12 protein-coding genes are annotated in these 16,780 nt (G+C 46.0%); all 12 read left to right on the forward strand.

Annotation, left to right across the window (positions count from 1 at the left end; all coding sequences use genetic code 11):
• The first annotated feature begins 62 nt into the window (after positions 1 to 62).
• Complete coding sequence (locus tag NFR99_RS09900; RefSeq protein WP_120484693.1) at positions 63 to 383, forward strand: PadR family transcriptional regulator; 321 nt, start codon at positions 63 to 65, stop codon at positions 381 to 383.
• Positions 380 to 1,105, forward strand: a complete 726-nt coding sequence (locus tag NFR99_RS09905; protein ID WP_120484692.1) for a DUF1700 domain-containing protein — start codon at positions 380 to 382, stop codon at positions 1,103 to 1,105. The genes NFR99_RS09900 and NFR99_RS09905 overlap by 4 nt, the downstream gene beginning before the upstream one ends.
• Positions 1,102 to 1,848 carry a DUF4097 family beta strand repeat-containing protein gene (locus NFR99_RS09910; RefSeq protein ID WP_120484691.1) on the forward strand — a complete coding sequence of 249 codons (747 nt, stop codon included), beginning with the start codon at positions 1,102 to 1,104 and terminating at the stop codon, positions 1,846 to 1,848. Before NFR99_RS09905 ends, NFR99_RS09910 begins: the two co-directional genes overlap by 4 nt.
• Positions 1,849 to 1,876: 28 nt before the next feature.
• Positions 1,877 to 2,059, forward strand: coding sequence for a PspC domain-containing protein (locus tag NFR99_RS09915; RefSeq protein WP_120484738.1), 183 nt, complete (start codon positions 1,877 to 1,879; stop codon positions 2,057 to 2,059).
• Between the two features lie 98 nt (positions 2,060 to 2,157).
• Positions 2,158 to 2,361, forward strand: coding sequence for a small, acid-soluble spore protein, alpha/beta type (locus NFR99_RS09920; RefSeq protein ID WP_120484690.1), 204 nt, complete (start codon positions 2,158 to 2,160; stop codon positions 2,359 to 2,361).
• A gap of 314 nt (positions 2,362 to 2,675) precedes the next feature.
• Positions 2,676 to 3,674 carry a DNA polymerase III subunit delta gene (gene holA / locus NFR99_RS09925; protein WP_120484689.1) on the forward strand — a complete coding sequence of 333 codons (999 nt, stop codon included), beginning with the start codon at positions 2,676 to 2,678 and terminating at the stop codon, positions 3,672 to 3,674.
• Complete coding sequence (locus NFR99_RS09930) at positions 3,671 to 4,162, forward strand: DNA-deoxyinosine glycosylase (RefSeq protein ID WP_135976546.1); 492 nt, start codon at positions 3,671 to 3,673, stop codon at positions 4,160 to 4,162. Before holA ends, NFR99_RS09930 begins: the two co-directional genes overlap by 4 nt.
• A 692-nt stretch (positions 4,163 to 4,854) precedes the next feature.
• Complete coding sequence (locus tag NFR99_RS09935) at positions 4,855 to 14,196, forward strand: DNRLRE domain-containing protein (RefSeq protein ID WP_251353526.1); 9,342 nt, start codon at positions 4,855 to 4,857, stop codon at positions 14,194 to 14,196.
• A 35-nt stretch (positions 14,197 to 14,231) separates the two neighbouring features.
• A complete protein-coding gene (locus NFR99_RS09940) occupies positions 14,232 to 14,771 on the forward strand; it encodes a hypothetical protein (protein WP_251353527.1) in 540 nt (179 codons plus the stop codon).
• A 14-nt stretch (positions 14,772 to 14,785) separates the two neighbouring features.
• Complete coding sequence (locus NFR99_RS09945) at positions 14,786 to 15,349, forward strand: hypothetical protein (RefSeq protein WP_251353528.1); 564 nt, start codon at positions 14,786 to 14,788, stop codon at positions 15,347 to 15,349.
• A 47-nt stretch (positions 15,350 to 15,396) separates the two neighbouring features.
• Positions 15,397 to 15,735, forward strand: coding sequence for a hypothetical protein (locus NFR99_RS09950; protein WP_251353529.1), 339 nt, complete (start codon positions 15,397 to 15,399; stop codon positions 15,733 to 15,735).
• Positions 15,736 to 15,830: 95 nt separating this feature from the next.
• Positions 15,831 to 16,780: RHS repeat domain-containing protein (locus NFR99_RS09955; RefSeq protein WP_277613459.1), on the forward strand; the 950-nt coding region annotated here is incomplete at its 3' end.

Genomic DNA, 16,780 nt, shown 5'->3' on the forward strand with positions numbered 1-16,780 from the left:
CATATAATATAGAAAATAAAGTAATATTATAAAAGTAAAAAAGAAGTAAGCGAGGTGATGGAATGGTATTTAATACGGGTGCGGCATTGTTGGATGCTATTGTGCTCGCTGTGGTTTCCAAGGAGGAGGAGGGTACTTATGGATACCGTATCACCCAGGATGTGCGCTTGGCGCTTGAGGTTTCTGAATCAACCTTGTATCCGGTGCTCCGACGGCTGCAGAAGGATGACTGCCTGGAGGTATATGACAGGGAGTTTGGAGGGCGGAACCGCCGCTATTACAAAATTACGGAAAAAGGCAGCGTGCAGCTGAATCTGTACATTGCAGAGTGGAGGGAGTATTCGTCAAAAATTATGAAAATATTTACAGGAGGAGCAGTATGAGCCGTACAGAATATATGAAACAATTGGCTTATCTTTTACAGGATGTTCCAGACAACGAAAAGGAAGAGGCGCTGTCCTGGTATGAGGATTATTTTGATGAGGCGGGACCGGAGAAGGAGCAGGAAGTAATACAGACTCTGGGCAGCCCGGAGCGGGTAGCTGCCATTATCAAAGATGGGCTGAACGGCGGGAACGATGAGGCAGGCGAGTATACGGAGCGGGGCTATCAGGACGACCGTTTTCGTGAGGACAACAAAGTTCCGCAGCCGAGAGTTGGGAATCTGCATGAAGATAAAGATGAGAATTACAGATATTATGAAGGCGGGGAGCCGGAAAAGAGAAAGAGGAGCAGGGGAGAGATTCTTCTGATTATCATGTTGTGCATTGTTGCATTTCCGGTGCTGCTGGGAGCTGCCGGAGGAATCTTTGGAGGGATTATGGGGCTGCTGGGCGGCGTCATGGGAGTTCTGATCGTAGTTCCTGTATGTGCGTTTGCAGCAATTATTCTTGGAGTTGTATTTGTGGGAACTGGATTTGCGAAAGTTTTTCTGACGCCCGGACTGGGATTTCTTTTGCTTGGCAGCGGATTTCTGGCGTTCGCAGTGGGAATCCTTCTGACGCTGGCCTGCATTTGGGTGATTCGGAAAGTTATTCCGTGGACACTTCGGAAATTTACGGAGCTGTGCAGGAAGATTTTTAAGAAAGGGGGATATGCCGCATGAGGAAATCAACAAAGATCTGGCTGATTATAGCGGCGGTATTGGCTGTAGTGGGAATCGCATTCTGTATTGCCGGCGCGGCATGCGGCGTGAGTCTTTCGGAGCTGCGGGATATCCCGTTTTACAGGGAACGCATCAGGGAGCACGAAGGAACAGATAGGGATGATTTTGAGTTCAGCCAGGATTTTGACGGAATTGAGAAGCTTGATCTTGAGATTGACGTTACGGAAATGACAATTACGGAGAGCCAGGATGGGAGTTTCCACGTATATGGATCACATCTCGGAAAGTCTTTCGAGTGCCGCCAGGATGGAAAGACATTGAAGCTGAAAAGTGAGAGGGAATTTTTCTTGTCGGCAGGCAGAGAGGAAACGATTACCATCGAAGTACCGAAAGGGACGGTTTTTCAGAAGGTGGAAATGGAGGTAGGAGTGGGAAGCCTGGAAGCTGAATGGCTGGACTGCGAAAAACTGAAACTTGAATGCGGGGTAGGCAGTGTTTTGGTAAACGGGCAGATAAGAGACGGCGGCGAGATTGAATGCGGAGTAGGAGAAGTAGTTCTGGCTCTGGATAATAAAGAGGAAGATTTTGACTATAAAGTATCCTGCGGAATCGGAAGTGTGCTTGTGGGAGAGAATAGCTACAGCGGGATTCCGGGAGAAAAGAAAATTGACAATGGGGCAGGACGCAAGATGGAAATCGAGTGCGGTATAGGAAGCGTTGCAGTGACTTTTGAGGGCGAATAGGAAAACAGATTTCAGAAAGGAAAAGGATATGTCGAAAAAATTATACAAATCAAGAACAAATCAGATGCTGTGCGGAGTGTGCGGCGGAATCGGGGAATATTTAAATATAGACCCCACGTTAATCCGTCTTCTGGCAGTGCTGCTGGGATGTACTACCACAGGAATTGTTATTTATATTGTAGCCGCAGTTATTATACCTTATGAGTATTAAGCTTTGTGGGCAATGAGCCAATCAGAACGATTTGGCTGTATAAATACGCGTAAATGGGCCATACTCCAGAAAAAGCCAGAAAGGAGTATGGTCTACTTATGTCTAAGAAAGAAAAGAAGATCGATTTGGAAAATCTTACGCCGGAGGAAGAACTGAAGTATGAAATTGCAGAAGAACTGGGGCTTCTGGAGCGTGTTATGGAGAATGGATGGAAGTCATTGTCTGCTAAAGAAACGGGACGCATCGGCGGACTGATGACGAAAAGGAAAAAGCAGATGCGGGCAGAAGCGATGGAACAGTAAAGAAAATGGCGAGGGGAAGTTTTGTAACAGTTCAGCGCAGGACTTTGCACTTGCTGCAAAGTCCGTGGAATAGCGCTGCGGTTGAGGGGCGTCAAGCCGCCACGAAGTGGTTTTGCATGGCTTGATGCCAGTAACAGGAAGCCGAAGGCTGAACTGTTACGAAGTTTTTCTGAAAGATTAACTTTCCCATTTTAAAACGCAGGTATTTATGATAAACTAAGTTCAAATACGGCAGGGAGAAAGCAGCATTTAAATGGAATTAAGAAAAAAGTAACTTTTCTGAGATAGTAAAAATGCCGTGACAGGAGGCTGGGATGAAGAGTCTGAAGGAAGATTTAGAGAGCGGCAAGCTGAAAAAAGTGTATCTTCTATATGGAGAAGAAGTTTACCTGAAAAACCTTTATAAAAAGAAACTGAAAGATGCGGTGCTGCCATCTGGGGATACGATGAATCTGTCGGCATACGAAGGCAAGGGCATTCAGATTCGGGAAGTGATCGAGAGGGCAGAGACGCTGCCTTTTTTTGCGGACAGGCGTCTGGTGCTGATCGAGAACAGCGGCTTTTTTAAGGCGGCTTCCCCGGAGCTGGCAGAATACATACCCCGGATGCCGGAAGAGACCTGCATGGTATTCGTGGAAAATGAAGTGGACAGGCGGGGGAAGCTGTATAAAGCGGTGAGCAGCGCGGGACGTGCCGTGGAGATGAAACGCCAAACTGAAAAAACGCTGATGAATTGGGTGCTGAGCGCGCTCAGGAAAGAGAAAAAAAATATTACGTCCGCTACAATGGAGTTATTTCTTACGCGTACAGGCAGCGATATGGAGTTTATTCAGAACGAGCTGGAAAAGCTTTTGTGTTACACCGCGGGACGGGACGTTATTACATCAGAGGATGTAGAGCAAATCTGTACGGTACGCACAGAAAATAAGATTTTTGATATGATAAATGCAGTTTCCGAGGGAAAGCAGAAAAGGGCGCTGGCGCTTTACTATGATTTGCTGTCGCTGAAAGAACCGCCTATGCGTATTTTATACCTGATTACAAGACAGTTTAATCTTCTGATGCAGGTGAAAGATATGCTGGAGCAGGGATTTTCACAGGATACCATCGCCCAGAAGCTGAAGATACAGAGCTTTATCGTGCGGAACTGTGTAAGGCAGGCGAGGAGTTTTGGCCTGAAGGAACTGAAAACGGCGGTGAAAGACTGTGTGGATATGGAAGAAGCCGTGAAATCAGGCATGATGAATGACACGATGGGCGTGGAGCTTTTAATTGTAAAATACAGCGGAGAAAGGCAGGGAGAAGGCAGATGAATAATTATCAGACATTATCCCACAGTTTCGAGCCGGTTTTTGACGGGAATTCGGAGGTCTTGATATTAGGTACCTTTCCGTCAGTGAAATCAAGGGAGAATCATTTTTATTACGGCCATCCCCAGAACCGCTTCTGGAAGGTGCTGGCAGCAGTGACAGGGTGCGCGGTTCCTCGGACAGTGGAAGAAAAGAAAGAGTTTCTGCTGGGACAGCACATTGCCGTGTGGGACGTGATTGCCCAGTGTGATATCATTGGTTCCAGCGACAGCTCTATTAAAAATGTGGTTCCGGCGGATTTGTCGGTGATTCTGGAGCGGGCGCCTGTCAGAAATATTTATGGGAACGGGGCGAAAGCGTGTGAGCTGTACCGAAAATATTCGTACCCGCAGACGGAGCGGGAAATCATCAAGCTGCCTTCAACCAGCCCGGCAAACGCCGCCTGGCAGATGGAGCGGCTCGTGGAGGCGTGGGGGATAGTAAGAAATTAGCTGTGATGAAGATATCTGAGCGGTCGTAAAGATTAGAAAGATAAAAATGTGCATGGATTTTGGCAGAGGAAAGCTGCCAGACCATGCACATTTTTATGTATGTCCGGCAGCGCGCGTTTCCGGGGAGTGCAAGTCCTGAGTTTGTCTGGTAGCGGGAAGGATACAGCCGAAGGCAGGGGCATCACATTGTATGAGGGACAGATGAAGTACCTGGGAGTAAAAAAGTGAAGCTGTCGGAAGGAACTATGGTTCATTGGTGGGAGAAAATTTAGAGGACGTATACGCTCGTCCAAACGAAGGAAGATTATCAGGAGCGGAAGAGATAAGATATCTTTAGAAGGGTTCTGTACGAAATTTGAGGGAAAAGGAAAGATGATAAGAAGCAAATGGTATGGTTTTTTGGCAGTTTTTATTGTTTTGAGTTACAATCTGTTTTGCATTGCCTATTTAAATAAATAATTCAAGAAAACTTAGAGCATATGTTAAAAAATGAAATATTGACAGATGTATAATACAGTGATTTAATATAATATAAGTATTAAATATATAATTTTAAATTATAGAATAAAAAAGTATTTGAAAGATTAGAAAGAGGAGGGGAGGTTCAATATTTTAAGAAATTTACGCAAAACAGGGGTTTTATAGTGAAACATGGCACACGGGATGTATATATTTCATGAAAGGAATAAGGAATGAGAAAAAATTTTACGAAAGCAGTTGCAGTCATACTTAGCGTATGCGTAACCATGACGTCGGTATCGTGGGAGAATTTTATTGTAGCAAAGTCCGCGGAAGCGGAAGAAATGACGGAGCCGGAGAATGTTACGGCGGAGAATGAGATAGAAGAGGAGCGGACGGAGGACAGTACGATATTTGATTTGGGCGGTAATAGAAAAATGGAGGTTTTTCATGGGGCGGATGTACGGTTCCGGGATGAAAGCGGGGAACTGGTGGACTATGACCCGGCGCTGGTGGAAATATGCTCGGAGGAAAGTGCAGGCGGGCTTAGCCTGGCGGGATATGCTTATGAGAACAGGGAGGGGGACAGCAAGCAGTATCTTCCGGAGGCGCTTTCGGAAAATACGCCTGTTTTGATGGAGAAAGGGGATTACCGTATTTCTTTCCATCCGGTGGCGATACCGGAGGCAGGCATACAGCCGGAAGAAAACGGTGAGAGTCCGGTGGAAAGCAGCGGAAATTTAGAGGATAAGAGTCTGCCGGAAGAGGGCAATACGGAGGAACATGCGGAAGTGCCGGAAGAATACGTGCCGGAAGACGCAGAGGCGGTAGTTTTCGAGGAGCCGGGTACGGAAACGGCGGGAGAAGTACTGCCGGAGGATGGGGCTGCAGGGGCAGATGATATCAAATTTCAGAATCTTTCTGTAGAGGATATGGAGACTGCGGATTTGTATGGGGAGGAGAGCATGCGGCCGCTGAAGGCAGTCTATGAGAATGACTCTGAACCGTACCGTCTGGAGTATGAGTCCAGTGATATCGGCGTGAAGGAAAATATTGTCCTGGAGGAGCGTCCGGAAAGTAACCGTTTTACTTTTGAGTTCCGTCTGGCGGGCCTTACGATGCGCAAAGACCCGGTGGGCGGGGGATTTACCTTTTATGATAAAGACAGCGGGGATATCGTGGGAGGGATCGCAGCCCCTTATATGAATGACGCCACAGGGGAAGCATATTCAGAAAAAATTGTCTGTGAGCTGGAGGAAAAAGAAGGGGAAACGGATGCGTATCTGCTGACAGTAATCCCGGACAAGGAGTATCTGGACAGTGCGGACAGGGTTTATCCGGTTACGGTTGACCCGACAGTTACATGGACGGGGGGCAGCAGGATACAGGATGTCTATGTGTGCAAAGGAAGCCCGGCGACGAATTACTATGCCAGCGGCGTGACGGTGATTTCCGTAGGGGACAGCACGGCGCAGGGACTGTACCGCACCTATATGAAATTCGTGGATATCCGCAAGGATCTGGCGGGGAAATATGTGGAGAGCGCGACTCTGGATTTGTATGAGACTGGGGGCGGAGCCGGGGGAGAGGTTATCCGGGCATACCGGATTAAGGATAGCTGGAAGGCTTCTACGATTAACTGGAATAATAAGCCTGCCCACAATACGGGGAGCTATTATTCGCAGTTTAAGGCTACGGGAAAAGCGGGAACGAAACGTACTCTGGATATTACGGAGAACGCGAGGCAGATGGCAAGGAACCAGTTCCTGGGGCATGGCATCATGCTCCGGGCAGAACGCGAGGGGAAGGAAGGCTTTTATACGCAGTTTTACGGCTCCCGGCACGCGACGGCGGCGCGGCGGCCGAAGCTGACGGTAGTTTATTATGACGCGCCTACAAAGCCGGCGAGCGTGCAGCTAAATGGCAGTTATTTTAAGAAGGGGAGTACCTTACAGGTGAGCTGGAGCGGCATCAGCTCCAGGGCATTGGATTACGTGCAGTATAAGGTCGTGGGAATGAATGATGCCACTGGGAAAGAAACAGGGGATGTGATTGCGTATTCCGCGTCTACCAAGATTGGCTCAGCCGCGTCAGCTACAGCTTCTATAGCGGGGAGCAATACCTGGGGAGAGGGCTGTTACCGCATCTGGGTGCGCGGCGTGGATAGGGGCGGCATCGCCGGGGAAGGCAGGAGCTGGAACTTTCACATCGACAGTACGGCTCCGGTGGTGGGCAGCATATCTGTTTCGCCCGCAGGATACACTTCTGTTAAGAATCCTGTGCTGAGCTGGAGCAGTGTCTCTGACAAGCATTTGAAAGAGGTACAGTACCAGGTGGGAAGCGCCCCTTATGTGTTGGCAGGAACAGGAACGTCAGGCAGCGTAGTAATTCCAGCGACATATTTTCCGTCCTCCGGGACATACCCTATCCATGTGCGGGCGGTGGATCATGCGGGGAATGTCAGCGCGGTCAAGACGCTGAACTATCTGGTGGATGTGACCTGCCCGACGTTTGGGACGCTTTCTTCCACCCCGGCGGCGGGGCAGTGGACAGGGAATGCCAATCCTGCAATAGAGTTTAAGAATATCACAGAACTGCACAGTGGGATGATTGCGTCTGGGGTGAAATACTGTATCACAGCGGCGGGGCAGCCTGCGTCCGCATATAAGGCGGCGGCAAATGTGCGTTTTACCTCTTCGGCAAACCCATACGCGGGAAGCTTTACGATGGACAGCGCAGACCAGGGCAAACCGGATGGGAATTATACGATTCATGTACGGCTGGAGGATAAGGTAGGGAATGCAGTAATGAAAACTCTTTCCTATAAAAAAGACAGGACGCCGCCGACAGGCGTTCTTACCTATTCCCAGGCGAAAAGCAGCCTGAAAGATACGGTACAGATTACGGCGGCGTGCAGCGACGGGACAGGCAGCGGCGTCAAGAGCAGCAGCCTGGTAATCAAAGACAGTACGGGGAAGGCGGTGGACACTGTCTACAGTAACTTTACCACCAGCTCCGTGACAAGGCCGTTTAATACAAAAAATATAAGGAACGGTTCTTACAAGGCAGAGCTGACGGTTAAGGATTATGCGGGGTATACGGCAACTGTAACGGATACAATCACGATTACAAACCAGGTGGATGCGCCCAGCCTGACAGGGAGCAATAAAAATAACGGAACGGGTTATATTACATGGAATCAGAGCGTGGGTATCAATGGGCTGAAAAGGATGGAATACCAGATAGAGGGCAATAGCGGATGGACTTCCGTATTAAATTCCGGTACGGGCACAGGTGGGTTTTCTTTCACATTGCCGGCGGCAGAGAAAGCATATGTTGTGAAGGTACGCGCAGTGGACGCCAGCGGCCTGCCTGGAAAAGAAGCGCAGGTGGAGTGCGTCTACGATAAGACAGCCCCCGCAGCAGCGGTTTCTTCCATGCAGCAGGGCGTACTGAAGGGGAGCGTGACAGATACATACCTGAAATCGTGGAGCTTGAAAGTAAGGAAACAGGGGGATACCACATATAAGAAGCTGGCAGAAGGGACATATCCCGTTGTGAATGATATCTTGCATATCGTAAATGTAGGAAGCAGTGAATACGAGACGGGAGTTCTTTATGAATTTCTCCTGGAAGCATGGGACGAGGCGGGGAACAGGAGCACGGCAGCTTACAGCTACACAAAGAAAGACGGGGATGGCACGGCGCAGAAGAGGGAGCCAGTATGGTTTTTGGAGCATCCCGCATATCTGCAGGTCGGGAAAAATGAGTATTCCCTGCCGGAGAATACGAACTACCTGGAGCTGAAATCCCGGTCAAGCCAGGAACTGTCCAGCGTGGAATGGTACATTGACAACCAGAAGATTGGGGCGTTATACCAGCACACGGACAGGCCGTGGATTCTGGATTTCCACAAAATCAAGGCAGGCTACCCGGAGGGGACAAAGCATACGATTATCGTCAAATGTAAAGATGAGTCCGGGAACGTGACATATTCCGTCCCGGAATATAAAAGGGCGCTCCTGGAATATCTTCCGGTGACTTCTGGAAGTGTGAAGACTCTGGCGTTCAAAGAGCCTCTGTCGGGATTTACCCTGGAGTCCGGTGTAAAGACAGGCAGTACTGGAACACCGTCCTATTATGTGAGGTTCGGTACGTCCGCATGGAAAAAGGTGCTGGCAGGAAAGGAATACAGTGTCAGCGAACTGCTGCCCGGCAGCGTCACGGTAACTTCTATGTCAGTAAAGGCAGAGTGGGGAAGCAGCGTCAAAGGGCTGAGCTCCTTCCGCCTGGTGGGGAATACCGTGGAACCGGAGACATTTAGCCTTTCGGAGATGGATAACTACGTGCCCACTTTCCTGTCGGCGGTGAGTAAGATAAACTATAAGACATACCTGACCTGGAACCGTGCAGGCGAGGTGGATACGGCTGATATGGAGAAGGAGAAGGCGGTGGAGCTGCCGGAGGGGGTGAGTTATGAGATTTACCGCGCAGACAACAGGGAAAAGCTTGTAAATATGAACAGGGCATCTATTGCAGAGATTAAAGATGATTATTACAGTGAGTTGAACATTAATTATGGACAAGAGTTTTTTTATCGGATACGGGCTGTGCGGAAGAAAGAAAATCAGTCGCCGGAATATAGCAATTTCTCCAGAATAATCAGCGCTAAAGTCGTAGATGGTGATGAGTATGTTAAATTGCTGGGACATAAGCCTTACTGGGAATATGAGAGCTTTGAAAATCCGAACGGAATAGGATATGTGGAGAAAAGCCAGGGGAATTTTGTATATTCACAGACGGATGCAGATATTGCAAATGAAAAAATGCCTATAACGATTGAGCGTACATATAATAGCCAGGCGAGTACTGTGTCTTCCTTTGGGCTTGGATGGAATCATTCTTATGATCTTGAACTTTTAAATATCAATGAGGAAGACAAGTTGATTGACCGTAAAGCATTAAGGGATGAAACAGGTACGATTTTCCTTTTTGAAAAGCTTCAGGATGGAACGTATGCATCATCAATGGGGAAATATATGACATTAACGCAGGAAGAAAAGACAGAAACTATAGAGATACCTGCAAGAAATGGGAATGAAAAACTGTCCAGAGAAATTACCAGTAGTTATACAATACTTACCAAAGATAATCTGGAATACCGATTCAATAGTGGAGGACAGATGCTTTATGCAAAGGAGCCTAATGGAAGTTTTCTGCTATTTATGTATGATGCGAGAACAGGAAGGGTGTTGCGTGCAGTTACAGATAAAAATTTGACAATGGAATTTTCTTATCTGGAGGGAGCCAGGGAGAAGGCGGATGGAATTGTCGAAGAAGCTGTAGAAAAACAGAAAACGCCAACGAAGGCAGCGAGGGCAGGCTTAGGTACAGAAGCGTCTCCGGCAATAAAGCCTCCGGCAGAAGGACCTTCCAGACCGGTTATTGAGATGGATGAAATCTCTAAAATACCAGTAACAGGTTCCGGCGTGCCAGTTGGGGATGCAGTTAATAATCTAATGCTGGTTCGTAAGATTATGCTGCCGGATGGGACGGACATTCAATATGACTATGATAAAAATAACCGCCTAAAGAAAGTTATACGCAGTGATGGAAAAACGGATGGGGAGAGTGTGTCTTATGTATATGAATATGATGGGCAGGGAAAGCTGTCTGTGATTCATGATGCAAAAGGAAATCCTTATACGATTATTTATCAGGATAAAAAGGTAAAAGAACTGTTGTATCCAGAAGTAAATGGGAAACAGGAGTCTGTACGTTTTACGTATGAAAATATAGAAAACGGGGATTATGCATATTTAACAACGATACAAAAAGGACTGGATGGAAAGTATGGAAAAGGGGAGACAATAAAAAGCAACCGTTTGGGAAATGTCCTTTACAGAAAAGATTTGAATGATAAGGAGTTTACATATACATATGAGGACAATTTGCCAAAAATCAGTTCGTCTATGGTGGAATATCAGGAGCTGTGCGATGGGAAGATAGTCACAAAGGTTATAGAAAGAAAAGAGGAGACAATCTATGACTCAGAACAGGATATGAATCCGACGCAGGAGATCAGTGCAGACGATACAAAGGTTACCTATGAATATGCAAACCAGGAAAATGAGTATGCAGATGATTTGCCAAGCAGAATCACGGAGGAATGGGATGATGAAATATATGAAGATGAGTACTTCGAATATGACGAGTATGGAAATGAAATATGGGAGGAAGACCTTATAACAGGCGACACTATCCAGATTGAATACTATGGTCAGGACAATGAATTTGCAGGAGAGGAGAAAGAAACTGTGGAGAAACAGAAAGTAGAGGCAGAGGATGGAACAGAAGGCTATCTGACAACTACAACGACGCATGAGTATTCTTATGGTGAAGATGGGGTAAAGACAGAAACAATTACAGAAACTGCTGATGGGAAAAGCACAGTTTCAGTGAATAAATATGACAGAATGGGAAGATTGATTTATACAGATGATGGCGTGGGAAATAAAGCTTCTTATACATATGATTTTATGGGGCGGGAAATTTCTGTAGAATATGACGAAAATGGAAAGATTTATACAACCTCCAATACTTATGACGAGAATGGAACCCTGCTACAGGAGACGGGGAGGGATGGCATGAAACAGGTGTATACATATGATGCAAGAAACCGTCTTCTCCAAAAAGAACAGGTAAAAGATTCAGACAGGCGGATTTGGAAAACATCTTATGGATATGAATGGGAGGAAGAATCTGAACCTGTGCTCATCGCAATACAGAAACAGCAAAGCCCCGGAGGAACTGTATCAGAAACATATACAGACCAGGCAGGCAAAACAGTGAAAACATTGTCAGGCGGCATGATGCTACGGAATGAATATGATAAGAATGGACAGGTAACTGTTCAAAATATTACATCGGCAGATGGAGAGGAAAAAGGTTCCGTTACAGTCAACCTGTATGACGCGTCAGGGAATGTGACTGCCACGATTTTGAACCCCGGCAAAGATAAAGCTACAGGAGCATGGATGGCGACGGAGGATTCCATTGTTACGAGCAGTACATATGACGTAATGAAACATCAGACATCTGTGACTGATGGGGAGGGTAACATAACAGAGTATGTCTATGAAAACCTGGGCGCCTTAAAAGAAGTCCGCCAAAGTGATGGAGCAGGGGAGGAACATGTGATTTCTCACAAAACCGACATTCTGGAAGCAGATGGGACTACCAGTTCATGGATAATGGATGCCAACGGGAATGTGAGTAAAGAGTATTTTGACGCAAAAGGGAATAAGGTTAAATCGGCAGACTTAGGTGATGGAAGTCTGGCGCCCATTGTAACAACTTATCAATATGATGATAAAGAGAACCTGAACAAAGAAGTATATGCAGACGGAACTTATAAAACATTCCAATATGACGCGAATAACAGGATGATTTCAGAGTCCTGCTTTACATCTGCGGGAATCCAGACGCTGGAGACAAAATATGCATATTCAGAGCAGGGGAGTCTTTTAGTAATGGAAGATTTTGAGGTGGAAAATGGGCAGAAACACCGTTTCCGCTACACAGATTACACATATGACGGTCTGGGGCAGCTAACCGGAGTGGCAGAATACAGTGGAAGTGATGTGCCGGGAGAGGAAAAGCTCAGGGAGTACCGGATGGTATATTCCTATGATTTGGACGGACGCCTGGAAACAGTTTGGTATCCTGCCAGCAGAAACAGTGAAATAAAAGGCATGAAATATGTGTATGATGAAAATAACCATCGGATAGAAGACAGGGCTATCATGGAAGACGGAAGAGAGGAAATAATTTCAAGTTATCGTTATACCGGGATAGGAAATCTGGATTCAGAAACAATTCATATGGGATTTTTAGATGGAAAGTCGAAAAAAGTGATTTACAAGAAATATTCTTATGATGAATTTTCGAGAGTAGCAGGGATTTCTTATTATGACAGTGAAGAGATAACAAACTGCCTGGAAGCTTACAGGTATACCTATGATAAAAACGGCCGTATTTTGACAGAGGACAGATACTGCTACTATCCGGGGATGAGTGAAGAAGAGCAGACAGATGAACTGTGCAGTTATGAGTATGATGCTTTTGGAAGATTGAAAAAGGTGGCAGTAAGAAACAGGAAAACAGGAATCAGTGAGGAAAGTGTTTATACTTATGACAAGGCCGGAAACATACTGAGCGAGGTAAATGGAGATGGAACAGTATTCAGGACATACAATAGCCTGAACCAGCTTGTGCTTTCCCGAAAGCAAAAGGGTGGGCAGACAGAATCACAATGTGCTTATCAGTATGACGCAAGAGGGAACCTGGTGTACGAGGAAGATGTAGCACAGGGGATACGGACGGACATGGAGTATGATATCAGAAACCAGATGGTAAAACAGACTCTGAGTGAAGGCGGCGAGATATCGGTGCAGCAGGAAGACAAATATAATGGAAATGGCCAGAGGATACAGAAAAAAGAAAATGGCAAAGTAACCAATTACTATTATCAGGATTCTGCGGTATATGCTACGGCAGATGAAAATGATACAATCGTTAATCTCCATCTGCTTAAAGGTGAAAATAATGTAGCGGCATCTGTGAAATGCCAGGGGGAAGATGCAGGGACGTGCTTCTTCTATGGGAAAGATGGCAGGAGAAGTACTACGGCAATTGTTAGACCTGATGGGACAGCGGTACAAAATTATAAATATGATGTTTTTGGGGAAACGCAGGTGGGCGGTACAGAATTGTTTTCTGAATTTTGCTATACAGGAAGCGTGTATGACAGCCAGACAGGCAAATATTACCTGAATGCAAGGTACTATGAACCGGAAAATAGAAGATTCCTTTCACAAGACTCCTATCGGGGCGAGGTGAAAAATCCGTCATCGCTGCATCTGTATGCTTACTGCGCGGGCGACCCGGTGAACTTTGCGGATGTGGATGGGCATAAGCCGAGGTATATAACGGAACAGGGGGCAGATGTTTTGGTTGATGGCACACCAATGAAACAAATGCGGGTAGGGATATTTGGAAATGTTTGGGAGAATGGATGCGGAGCGATAGCTGTGTACAATGTAATGACAGCCTATGCTTATAGGGGAAGCTTTAGCGATGTGTTACAGGATATGAACAGAGCTGGCTTATTTAATTTGATAGATTCTATATATGGATGTGGAGTAGAGCGGGTGTTAAGCCTTATAAGAAGTGCATGGGATGTTGTAGGAAAGCTGGGGTTTGAGCCAAAAGCGCTTAGAAGATATTTAAAAAATAGATTTAAGAGTGTAAAGCAGAGGTATATAGGGGGATGGCAGAGTGTGGCGGGTCGTTCAGGAGCTATTATTACGCTATTTAAGTGGGATAGCTGGTCTGCACATTATGTGGCTGGAATCCGGGGAAGGAACGGAAGAAGATATAAGTTTTATAACCATGGATTGAAAGATTATGATGGAGATTATATAACACTTTCGCAGTATATGAGATGTTTGAAGAAAAATGGGTGTACAAGGTTAGCTATTGTAGGGGTAAAAAATCCGAGATTGTGGTGGTAACTTGTAGGGATATAGACATAAAGTGGAGGTCAGGGATGTTTAATATTAGAAAAAAATTGTTGCCAGGAGTTGTGTGTTTGTGCATGGCTGTTATGGTTTGCTCATGTCAGAATCTGCCGCATGGTCAGAGACCTTATGATTATCCGCCTGCAAAGTGGGTTTCAGAATCGGGTGACTTATGGTTTGAGGTAACAGAGGATACTATGGCCAGGGAGGGAAATTGGTATCCGCTCTTAGATGGCGGAGCTGTCATAGATGGCAAGACGTATGAATGCAAGGTGGAATTTGACAGTTATGTAAGCGTTATCTTTTGGGACAAAAATGTCTGGGTACAGTATATGCGTGATTTGGAATGGGAAAATGAAGGGCATCCAATTCCGATTCCGCCGATGTTGGTGGTAGGAAGATGTAAGTTTTCGCCTAACAAAGTAAAGGTATCAGTAAACGAAGTAGGTGAGTATTTTCAACATGAGAAGATTATTTTTATAAGGCAGCCTTCGGACAAGCAAGAAATGACAGAGAAGAATGGTGGAAAGGGCTGGTGGTGGATAATAGGAGCTAATGATTTGCAATAGACAGGAGATGGTAGATGAAAAGGAAAATATGTAATATGTTTGCGGGATTCCTGGGAATAACCGTATTCGTGCTTGCAACTCTTGGTTTTTTGTCTAAAATGGGAACGGGTTCTGCACTGCCAAAGGCTCCGGAATATTATGGTTCTGCTGTATGGAAAACTAAATCGGGGGATGTCTGGTTCAAAGTTGAAGGGGAAATGCAAAAGAAAGATAAAGAAGGTGCGCCGATATATGAAGGGGGAATTGTAATAAGTGGAGAGGAACAACTCTGTAAGATAAGACTGTCAACAGGTCAGCTTTATTTTTTAGAGAATGATGTGGACGAAGATAAAATTGACTATGGAAGATTAATAATTTCCGGATATTATGGATATAAGCCATCTGGATATCAATCGAAAAAGCTTATGCCCCAAAAGTTAATTCTGGATGTGGATAAACTGAGTAAGCATTATTCCGAATATCAGAGGATAGAATTTTTCAGGTATCCATATGGAAGAGCAGACAAAGAGCCGGAAACTGATTTTAGGGATAGAAAAATATGGAGTAATTATGCGGCAGCGAGTAATGAAAGAGAATAGGATAGCAGTATAAAAATATATGTCTGCAAAATAATGGGAGGTTTGTAATGAGCAGCAGAGGGAACAAACGAATGTTTCTGAGTGTTTTGTGTTTATGCGTGGTATGTTTACTTTCCTCATGCTACCGTTTACTACAAGGGGAACATCCCTTTGATTATGAACCAGCGAAATGGATATCAAAGTCAGGAGAGTTTTGGTTTGAGGTAACGGAAGATACAGTGGCGACAGGGGAAAATCCGTTTCCAGTGTTGGAGGGGGGAGTTACCCTGGATGGGGAAGAATATGTATGCAAAGTTATGTTTGACGGCGCCGTAAATATGGATATTTGGGAAAAGGAGTTAAGCTCGTTTTTGTCAGGCAATCGCTTGAGGAGTGTGTGGAATTAATATAAAGAAAATAATAAGGACGGAACAGGGGGCATCCTTTCTACAATAGAAAGCACCACGATAAAAAAGGCTGGCTGGAATCCGTTTACGCGGGGATGGACAGCGGGGAGAAGAACCTGATTTGCGCATATTTTTACACAGCGGATGGGAAAGTAAGCGAAATCAGGGATTACCGGGGTTTTGCGGAGGGCGATTCCCAGAGCTATATCCGAAAAACATATGCTTACGATACCCTGAACCGTGTAATAGGAATGGAGTACAGCGACAGCGCGTCTCCTGGGAAGGCCACGGAATCCTATGGATATACGTATGACAAGAATTCAAATATCCTGACCGAAACCACAGGCGGCGAAACCACCAGAAGTACTTACAACAGCCTGAACCGGATGCTTACTGCTAACAAGACAAAGGAAATCATAGTACTGTCTGACAGGAGTTATGTCTATGACGCCAACGGCAACCTGAAAAGTGAGACAGACAGCATCCTGGAGAAAAGCATGGAGTATGCCGGTGACGTGGGGAATCGCATGGTACAGGCCGTCCGGAAAGAAAAAGGGGAAGCTGTCTTAACCCAGACAAACCGCTATAACGGCAGCGGCCAGCGTATCCAAAAAACAGAAGACGGGAAAACCACAAACTACTACTACCAGGGGACAGCAGTCCAGGCGACTACGGACGCGGAAGGGAACAAAAGCAGCTTCAACCTGTATGGGCTGGAGGGCAACGTCATCGCATCTGGAAGGTATACGGGGAGCTGCGCCGGGGAATACCTCACCAGTGGAAAAGATTTAAAGGGCAGCACAACCAGTCTGATAAAGCCGGACGGAAGCTGTGCGGCCGCTTACCGTTATACGGACTTTGGCGAGACGGTCATATATGCGGCGGAGGATGTGGAGAATGAAATCTGCTATACAGGCGGTATTTATGATGAAAGCACGGGGTTGTACTATCTTAATGCAAGGTATTACGACCCGCAGGATGGGAGGTTTACCAGCCAGGATACGTACAGGGGAAAAGATGAAGAATATAAGACATGGAATCTGTA

Origin of the sequence: Hominisplanchenecus murintestinalis, assembly GCF_943193015.1 — a bacterium.
Taxonomy (GTDB): Bacteria; Bacillota; Clostridia; order Lachnospirales; family Lachnospiraceae; genus Hominisplanchenecus_A; species Hominisplanchenecus_A murintestinalis.